7 protein-coding genes are annotated in these 8,694 nt (G+C 67.0%); 5 read left to right on the plus strand and 2 right to left on the minus strand.

Features of this window, described 5'->3' with window-relative positions:
• The first annotated feature begins 12 nt into the window (after positions 1–12).
• The 4 genes from Q0602_RS05990 (at position 13) to Q0602_RS06005 (ending at position 3,685) form a co-directional block, all read left to right on the plus strand.
• On the plus strand, positions 13–1,002 hold the full coding sequence (locus tag Q0602_RS05990) for a DnaJ C-terminal domain-containing protein (RefSeq protein WP_298840281.1): 990 nt from the start codon (positions 13–15) through the stop codon (positions 1,000–1,002).
• Positions 999–1,304, plus strand: coding sequence for a chaperone modulator CbpM (locus tag Q0602_RS05995; protein WP_295037496.1), 306 nt, complete (start codon positions 999–1,001; stop codon positions 1,302–1,304). The genes Q0602_RS05990 and Q0602_RS05995 overlap by 4 nt, the downstream gene beginning before the upstream one ends.
• A 196-nt stretch (positions 1,305–1,500) precedes the next feature.
• Entirely contained in the window at positions 1,501–2,184 is a 684-nt protein-coding gene (locus tag Q0602_RS06000; protein WP_295037498.1) for a nucleoside/nucleotide kinase family protein, read from the plus strand.
• 70 nt (positions 2,185–2,254) lie between these two features.
• Positions 2,255–3,685 carry a sugar porter family MFS transporter gene (locus Q0602_RS06005; protein ID WP_298840286.1) on the plus strand — a complete coding sequence of 477 codons (1,431 nt, stop codon included), beginning with the start codon at positions 2,255–2,257 and terminating at the stop codon, positions 3,683–3,685.
• A gap of 14 nt (positions 3,686–3,699) precedes the next feature.
• Here Q0602_RS06005 and Q0602_RS06010 read toward each other — a convergent pair whose 3' ends face one another.
• Together Q0602_RS06010 and Q0602_RS06015 are read right to left on the minus strand one after the other, a co-directional pair.
• Positions 3,700–5,712, minus strand: coding sequence for a DNA topoisomerase III (locus Q0602_RS06010; protein WP_298840289.1), 2,013 nt, complete (start codon positions 5,710–5,712; stop codon positions 3,700–3,702).
• A 97-nt stretch (positions 5,713–5,809) separates the two neighbouring features.
• Complete coding sequence (locus tag Q0602_RS06015) at positions 5,810–7,723, minus strand: hypothetical protein (RefSeq protein WP_298840291.1); 1,914 nt, start codon at positions 7,721–7,723, stop codon at positions 5,810–5,812.
• A gap of 118 nt (positions 7,724–7,841) precedes the next feature.
• Here Q0602_RS06015 and Q0602_RS06020 point away from each other — a divergent pair.
• Positions 7,842–8,694, plus strand: an 853-nt coding sequence (locus Q0602_RS06020; protein ID WP_298840293.1) for an SEC-C domain-containing protein, incomplete at its 3' end; no start/stop codon positions are given.

The following is an 8,694-nucleotide window of genomic DNA, read 5'->3' on the forward strand; positions in this document are numbered from 1 at the left end:
AGGGAGTGCGGCATGGAGTTCAAGGATTACTACGCGGTACTGGGCGTGGAGCGGGATGCCACCCAGGATGAGATCAAGCGCGCCTATCGCAGGCTGGCTCGAAAGTATCACCCGGATGTCAGCCAGGAAGCCGATGCCGATGCGCGCTTCAAGGAGCTGGGTGAGGCATACGAAGTCCTGAAGGATCCCGAAAAACGTCTCGCCTATGATCGGGTGGGTCAAGGTCAGCGGGCCGGCGAGGATTTCCGGCCGCCGCCGGACTGGGATGCCGGGTTCGAGTTTCGGGGTGGCGGTTATACCCAAGAGGGCTACTCCCAGGAGCAGCACGCCGCCTTCAGCGATTTCTTCGAATCGCTGTTCGGTCAACGTCGAGGGTCGGGCCAGGGTTTCGCAGGCTCGAGTGGCGATCCCGGCGGCATGCGGTATCGTGCTCGCGGAGAGGATCATCATGCCAAGGTGTCGATCGCGCTTGAGGATGCCTATCGCGGTGCCGTGCGCACCCTCACGCTGCAGAGCGGCGAACTCGATGAGCAGGGCAGGTTGCGGCCCCGCCAGCGGACCTTGAAAGTCCGGATTCCGAAGGGCGTGAAACAGGGCCAGCGAATTCGTCTGGCCGGTCAGGGGGAGCCTGGCATGGGTGGCGGTCCGGCTGGCGATCTCTATCTGGAGATCGAGTTCGAATCGCACCGGCGCTATCAGGTCGAGGGGCGCGATGTCACCCTGACCCTGCCCGTGGCGCCCTGGGAAGCGGCGCTGGGCGCGACGATCGCGGTACCGTTGCCCGAGGGTTCGGTGGAACTGAAAGTCCCGGCGGACTCCCAGGACGGGCGGCGCCTGCGACTCAAGGGTCGAGGCATTCCCGGCGAGCCACCGGGCGACTGCTACGTCGCCTTGAAGATCGTACTGCCGCCGGCGACGAATGACGACGTCAAGGCGGCCTATCGCCAGCTGGAAGCGGTGGCGAACTTCAACCCCAGAGCGACAGCGGAGGGCAGGTCATGACCATCCACGATCTCACCCGGGTCCCGGTCGACAACCTCGACGAGACGCCGGTCCTGACGCTGGGCGAGCTGTGCCGAACCTGTACGGTACATGCCGAATGGGTCATCGAGCTGGTCGACGAGGGCGTCATCGTCCCCCACGGTCGCCGACGCGAACAGTGGCGTTTCTATGGCGCGAGCCTGCATCGCGTCAGGGTCGTCCAGCGTCTGCAGCGCGACCTGGGCGTCAATCTGGCCGGCGCGGCACTGGCGCTGGAACTGATGGACGAGGTCGCGCGTTTGCGTCGGCGAGCCGGCGAGTGACCCCCGGCCGGATACCGCGACTCGAAGCCGTACCGGCGCCTCGCGCCACTCGTCGGAGTGAATTCGGCGAGTGGCGTTTCGTCGGCCCCTGACGTTAGTAAGTTTACGACTTTGGTTGTGTCGCCGATAGACGACTCTCACCATCAAAATGAGCATGCTACGCTTGTTGCCACTTCCGGCTTTCCTGCGATCCCCCATGCGTATCACCACGACGGAGACGCGGACGCTATCGATCGATATCGATCCGCTCATTCTCGATGCCGCCCGTAGCTTAATCGATTCATCCCGACGTCGAATTCTCGGCCTGGTCGGTGCTCCCGGCTCTGGCAAAAGTACGCTCTCCGAGGCGCTTTTCGCTGCACTCGGCGATCGGACGCAGATCGTCCCCATGGACGGTTTCCATCTCTCCAATCGACAACTGGCGGCACTGGACCGGGCCGGGCGAAAGGGAGCACCGGATACGTTCGACGCGTTCGGCTATCGCGACCTGCTCAAGCGCCTTCGCGCCGGCTTCGGTGGGGAGACGGTCTACGCGCCGGGCTTCTATCGCGAGCTCGAGGAGCCCATCGCCGCCAGTATCGCGGTGGCGCCACAGACCTCTCTGATCATCACCGAGGGCAACTACCTGCTGCTCGAGGACGCGCCGTGGCCGCAGGTGCGGGAGATGCTGGACGAGGTGTGGTTTCTCGATGTCGACCGTGAGCTGCGCGAGTCCCGCCTGGTCGCCCGCCATCGGCAGTTCGGGCGCACCGAGCGGCAGGCGCTGGACTGGGTCCGCACCACCGATGCGCCCAACGCCGAGCGTATCGAGGCGCTAGCCGCCAACGCCGATCGCCAGCTGTGGTGGAGCGGCAACCGGATTCGATTCAAGGACACGTAGCAGAGACGTGTAGTCATCATTCGAGCTGGGCGACTCAATCTCCAGGACGCCCGATTTCAAGGAGAGAAGCATGAATGCAATCGCTGCCGCCGGTCGCGGTCCGAAGCGCAAGGGGCTGGTCGTGATGGTCTCGGTCGTGGCCGCCCTGGGTGGTCTGTTGTTCGGCTACGATACCGGCATCATCGGCGTGGCCCTGCTCGGGCTGTCCAAGCAGTTCGCGCTGGACGACACGCTCAAGCAGCTCGTCACCGGGGCGATCATCCTCGGCGCCATCGTCGGCTGCGTGGGTACCGGCCGGCTCTCCGACCGGCTCGGGCGTCGCTGGACGATCGTGCTGGTCGGCGCGGTATTCATCGTCGGCTCGATCCTGTCGGCGGCCTCGACCAGCGTCGGCATGCTGATCGCGGCGCGATTCATTCTCGGGCTCTCCGCCGGCAGCGCGACGCAGATCATTCCGGTCTATATCGCCGAGGTCACGCCGCCGGAGCACCGAGGCAAGCTGGTGGTGATGTTCCAGTTCATGGTGGTGTTCGGCATTCTCGTCGCCTACCTGGTGGGCTACGGCCTGGGCGAGCAGTGGCGCTGGATGTTCGGCCTGGGCACCATCCCGGCGGTGATCCTGATGCTGGGCATGCTGGTCCTGCCGGAGAGCCCGCGCTGGCTGGTGAGCAAGGGGCGTGAACCCGAGGCGCTGGGTATCCTCGAGCGGGTACGTGCCAGCCGGGAGGGGGCGCAGTCGGAGATGGACGAGATCAAGGAGGTGTCGGCCCGGCCCGAAGGATCCTGGCGCGATCTGTTCCAGCCCTGGATCCGTCCGGCGCTGGTGGCCGGCGTGGGGATCGCGATGTTCTCCCAGATCACCGGCAACAACGCCCTGATCTACTACGCGCCGACCATCCTGAGCCAGGCCGGTTTCGGCGACGGCGCCTCGGTGCTGGCGGCCATCGGTGGCGCCGTGTTGATCAACCTGGCGACCATCCTGGGGATTTTCCTGGTCGATCGGATCGGGCGCAAACGCTTCCTGCTGTGGATGGTGCCCGGCTCGGCGGTGGCGCTGGTGATCATGGGGATACTGTTCGTGGGCGGCGCCCCGGAGGATGCCTTCAGCCAGTACGCCCTGGTCGCCTGTCTGGCGATCTACATGGCGCTCAACTGCAGTTTCGGCGTCTGTCTATGGCTGATCAACGCCGAGGTCTATCCGCTGTTCGTACGAGGCAAGGGCGCCAGCATGGGCGCGCTGAGCCACTGGGTCTTCAACCTGCTGGTGACGCTGACGACGCTTTCGCTGATCAGCGCGCTTGGCACCTCCGGTACCTTCTGGCTCTATGCGGTGATCACCACGATCGCGCTCGTCTTCATCATCCGCTACGTACCCGAGACGATGGGGCGTTCGCTGGAGGAGATCGAGAGCGATCTCAAGAAAGGTGTCTTCTTCCCGGCGGACAAGGCCAGGGACGATTCGAAGGGGGCATCGGCGACGGCGGCAAACGCCGTCGAGTAACGGCTGGGGCAGGCTCACGAAGAGCGCTTTCGTGGACGTTGCGGGCGTGCTTGCCCGCCGTCCGCCGCGGCTTGCGACTGGCCGCCGTTCGTCTTGCCGCCACGCCGCGAGCGGCCCGCTCCGGCCTTGCGCCCCGAAGTACCCCGCCTGCCACGTTTGGGCGGCGGTGCGACCGGCGCCGTACCCTTGGCCGATGCCGCGAGCGCCTGGTTGAGACGCCCGGCGTCCGCCTGGGCCAGCAGCGCGCGGAGATCCTCGACCAGTGCGGTCAAGAACGGTGCCGGCGCATCCCGGCTCTCGGCGATCGCCGACAGCCGTTGCTCCCACAGGGCGGTGCGCTCGGGGCGAGTCGCGGCCGGTGGCAGCGAGTCGATCAGCGCATGCCCGGTGCGCGTGGCCCTGATGGCTTTCCCGTCGCGAACCAGATAGCCCCGGGTCAGCAGCGTTTCGATGATGCCGGCGCGGGTCGCCTCGGTGCCGAGACCGTCGGATTCGCGCAGCGTGCGCTTGACCGCAGGGTCCTCGACGTAGCGGGCGATGTTCATCATCGCCTTGATCAGGCTGGCATCTGTGAAGGGTTCCGGTGGTCGGGTCTCGCGAGCCTCGCAGCCGGCCTCGATCACGCTCGCCGCCTCGCCTTTCGTCAGCGGTGGCAGGGCTGGCACGTCGTCGCGCGTCGTGAACAGCGGCTTCCAGCCCGGCTCCAGAATCTCCCGCCCTTGTGCCTTGAAGCGCTCGCCGAGGATGTCGAACGTGGCCCGGGTCTCGTAGGTCTCCAGCGCCGGATAGAACTGGGCCAGGACGTTACGGGCGATCAACCGGAACAGGTTGGCCTCGTCGCGGCTCAGCTTCTCCAGCTCGGCCGGCCGGCCCGTGGGCGCCAGCGCATGGTGGGCGCCGACCTTGGCGTCGTCCCACGCCTTGGAGCGCAGGCCGAAGTCGGCCTGCTCGGCCCATTCCCGCAACTGGCCATCGAGGCGACAGGCGTCGGTCAGGGTCCGGGCGGCCTCCCGGTGATGCGCGGCGGGCAGGTAACGGCAGTCGGAACGGGGGTAGGTGATCAGCTGGTGGCGCTCGTAGAGCGTCTGGCAGACGTCGAGTACCCGCTTCGCCGACAGGCCGTGGCGGCGTGCGGCATCGATCTGCAGCGACGACAGCGAATAGGGCAGCGGGGCGGCCTGGCGCTTGCGCTTCTGGTCGAGTTCGGCGAGATGGCCCTGGGCGCCTGCGAGGCGTTGCGACAGCGCCTCGGCCGGACGCGGATCGAGCAGGCGGCCCTGTTCATCGAAACAGGAGCCATCCAGCGGGTGATGCTCGGCGGGTTGCCACCAGGCGCGCAGGGCGCCATTGGCGACCTGCAGGTCGGCCCACAACACGTAGAACGGCTTGGGTTCGAAGGCGGCGATATCGCGGTCTCGGCGGACCACCAGCCCGAGTACCGGCGTCTGCACGCGACCCACCGACAGCAATCCGTCGAACCCGGCCTGGCGCCCGATCAGCGTCCAGGCCCGGGTCAGGTTGATGCCGTAGAGCCAGTCGGCGCGGGAGCGAGCCTCGGCGGCGGCGTAGAGCGGCTGGTAGCGCTGATTGTCCTCGAGGCTGGCGAGTGCTTTAGCCACCGCCGGGCGGTTGAGGTCCTGCACCAGCAGACGCTGTGTCGGCCGGCGCCAGCCCAGGTGATTCAAGACCTCCTGGACCAGCAGTTGCCCCTCGCGGTCGGGGTCGCCGGCATGCACCACGCTGTCGGCACCCTTGACCAGCTTGCGCAGGACGGCCAGCTGGCTTCGTGCCTGGCTTCTGGGCACCAGCTGCCAGCGCTCGGGAATGATCGGCAGGTCGTCGAGTCGCCACTGCTTGTACCTGGGGTCGTAGCGCTCGGGCGGGGCCTGCTCCAGCAGATGGCCGAGACACCAGCTCACCACGGTATCGCCAGCCTCGAGATAGCCCTCGCGACGCGTCGCCTTGACCGGCAGAGCATCCGCGATGGCGCGGGCGAGACTCGGTTTTTCGGCGACGATCAAACGCATGGCGCGCTCCGGTGATGGGGGGTGTGGTTGCTGGATTCTGCCGCGGCGTGACCCCGCGGGGAAAGCCGCGGACCCTAGGATGCCGTCCGGTGGCGAATCACTTCTCGAGATGGCGGCGCGCGCGAACCAGGGCACGATACCAGTGCCGATGGGGCGTCCCCACGGCCGGCGGCGCCATGCTGAGATAGCTGACGTTGGGCGTCTCGCCGCGCTCCAGATTGACGTTGGTCAGCATCTGCAGCGTGGCCTCCCGGGCGCCGTACTGGCGCTGCAGGAACGCCATCGCCTCCGGCTCCAGGGCGACGCGATAATGCCTGACCAGGGCCAGCGCCAGCGACTCCGCCGTGCGCGACAGATCGGTCTCGATCTCGCGGACCATGGCGGATCCCATCGCCGCTTTCGCCGCCACCGAGAGGTTGGGTTCGAGCTGCCCGAAGTCCGCCGCGTTGGTGCTGTTGATGGCGCGCTGTACGGCCGGCCGCGACAGGTGCACGTGAGGCTCCAGGGCCAGGAATATCTCTACCGCGACGCGCTTGGCGCTCTCGACGCCCACGCTGAGCTGAGTGTCGCGCTCGGCTTGCCGCAGCCGTTCCCGCAGGGTGCCGATGTTGGCCTTCTCGAGATAGCTGCCGAGCTGTTTGCAGACCACCGCCTTGGCCTCGTCGTCCAGGGCGATCTTGCTCTCGCGGATGCGCAGGCCCCGACGACCCGGGCCCAAGCGCAGCCGCGTGGAGTTGTCGGAGAGATCGGCGCTGACCGCTTCCCAGCGCTCGGCCATCCGCAGCCGATGCGCGTGGCTGCGGCCGACCTCGCTGTAGGCATTGGAGACGCTCTTGTAGAGCTTGATCGCGTTGGTCAGCACTTCCGCCTGATGACGCAGGGTCTGGCGATCGTCGCTGCGCCCGGTGTGAATGGCGTGGGCCAACGACTGGATCTTCTCGCTCAGATCGTCGATGGCGGCAACACTGTGGGTCAGCAGCGCGTCGGCGCGCTGCCCGGCGACGCTCTCGGCGAGCGGGGTCACCGAATGCTCGATGAGGTAGGTGTTCAGGGCCTTCAGACGGGAGAGACCGGTGGCCTGGGCGATACGGTGCCGGGCGCGCGCCTCCTCGAGGCCGTCGAACGCCCGCGCCAGCTTCCAGCGGCCGCGGTATTCGAACGACAGCACCGGTATCTCGCGGCCGCTGATCAGTTCGAATGCCAGGATCACCATCTCCTCGACGTCCTGCAGTGTCATCAGCAGGTCATTGTCGTTCTCGATCGCGGCCATGACGCGCTCGATGAAGTGCTCATCCCGGGGGACGCCGTAGCGTGGGTCCGGCGCGTGGCCTTCGAAGCGCTCCCTCAGCAGCGTGATCGCCGCCGGTGCCAGGTCGTAGAGTTCGGTGAAGCGAGGTTCGATCTCGTCACGGTAGATCTCGACCAGGTCGCTGACGCGGGCGTGAAGCCCGACCCGGCGATAGACGTCGATCTGGCCGATCAGGCGGGCGCTGTCGCGGTCGTCCAGCAGCTCGAGCGCCGCCAGTTCGACGCCCTCGGGGGACAGGTCCTGCTTGCGCAGCAGCATGGCCGCCGCTTCACGGCGTCGGGCATCGCCCTCGAGGCTTTCGACGATCAGGTTGCGGGTTGCCAGCAGGAGCTCCGGCAGCGTCTTGATGACCCGCTCGATGCGACTCGAGGTGCGCTCCAGCCGCCGTCCGCCGGTGAGGTGATGCAGCAGGTTGGCGATGATACCCGCCGCGCCGGTGATGACCGTGAACGAGATGAAGAAGATGTAGTTCTCGAGCGTCGGTGCCTTGCCGTATCCCAGCAGGTAGCCACCCCAGGCACCCAGCAGCGTCACCGGCCCGGCGGTCCAGAGGATCTGGAGCAGGCTGACGGTCCACGGCACTTTCTCGACCGCCGCGGTGATCCGCCGGATTTCATCGCGACCCTCGCGTTCCAGTCGAACCTGAGGCGCATCGCTGGCCGTCGACTGCGAAGGGCGACGAAACGGGATCGGCAAGAGCACGGGCGCTCCTCTTTTGGCAGCGACGACGGGGGCGGCGGCTAAATTATCACCCCATGGCGGCACTCGCCAGCGCTGTTGCCCGGCGTGCTAGGATGGAGCCAGCAAATGGAGGAATGCCATGCTGACAGCTTGGGTCGAACAGCTGCTGGGTTTTGCCAGCGGCGCCCTCGAGGCGATTCGCGCCAATGAACACTACCCGACGATGATGGCATGGGCCCGCAGTGAGGGGGTCGAACACTGCGGCGGCAGCCTCGACCTGGCTCAGGCGCTGGCCCCTTTGATCTGGAACCAGACCCCGCTCAAGCGTCGCGACTTCGATACCGAACCCCTGGCCGAGCCCAAGCGCGACGAGCCGTGCTGGTGCGACTCCGGCCGGCTCTATCGTGACTGTTGCGCCCGCGTCGAGATGCCGAGCGTGATACCCGGGCATCTGATGTGGATGCTGTCGCTACGCGAATGGCGGGGCGAAACGCTGAAGGCGGCCCTGGAGAGTCGCAAGGCGCCGGCGCAGGCGCTGCTGGAGGCGGGCATCGTGTCGGCGGAGAGCGGCAACAACGGCCGGGCGCAGCAGATCCTGGAGTCGCTGTTCGCCGGCAACCGGGACTGGGAGGCGCTGGAGGAGCAGATCGAGCCGGCGTTCGAGATACTGGTCGACCTTTACCAGGAGCGCGGCTTTCATCGCAAGCGCGGCGCCCTGCTCGAGCGGGTGATGGCGGAGGGCCCCGACTTTCTCCGTGGCGCGGCGCTGGAGCGTCTCTGCCTGATGCACCTGGACAGCGGCGATCTCGCCAGCGCGCGGGAAGCGTTCCAGAGCGCGCAGCGAACGCTGCCGGACTCGCCGTCCCTGGCCTATATCGAAGCGATGGTGCTGCTTCACGAGGGCAACGTCGGCAAGGCGCGGCAGCGGGCGGCATTCTGGTGGCGGCGACTGTCGCGCCAGCACCATCTGGATCCGGATCAGCTCGAATTCA

This window comes from uncultured Salinicola sp. (assembly GCF_937921195.1).
Lineage (GTDB): Bacteria > Pseudomonadota > Gammaproteobacteria > Pseudomonadales > Halomonadaceae > Salinicola.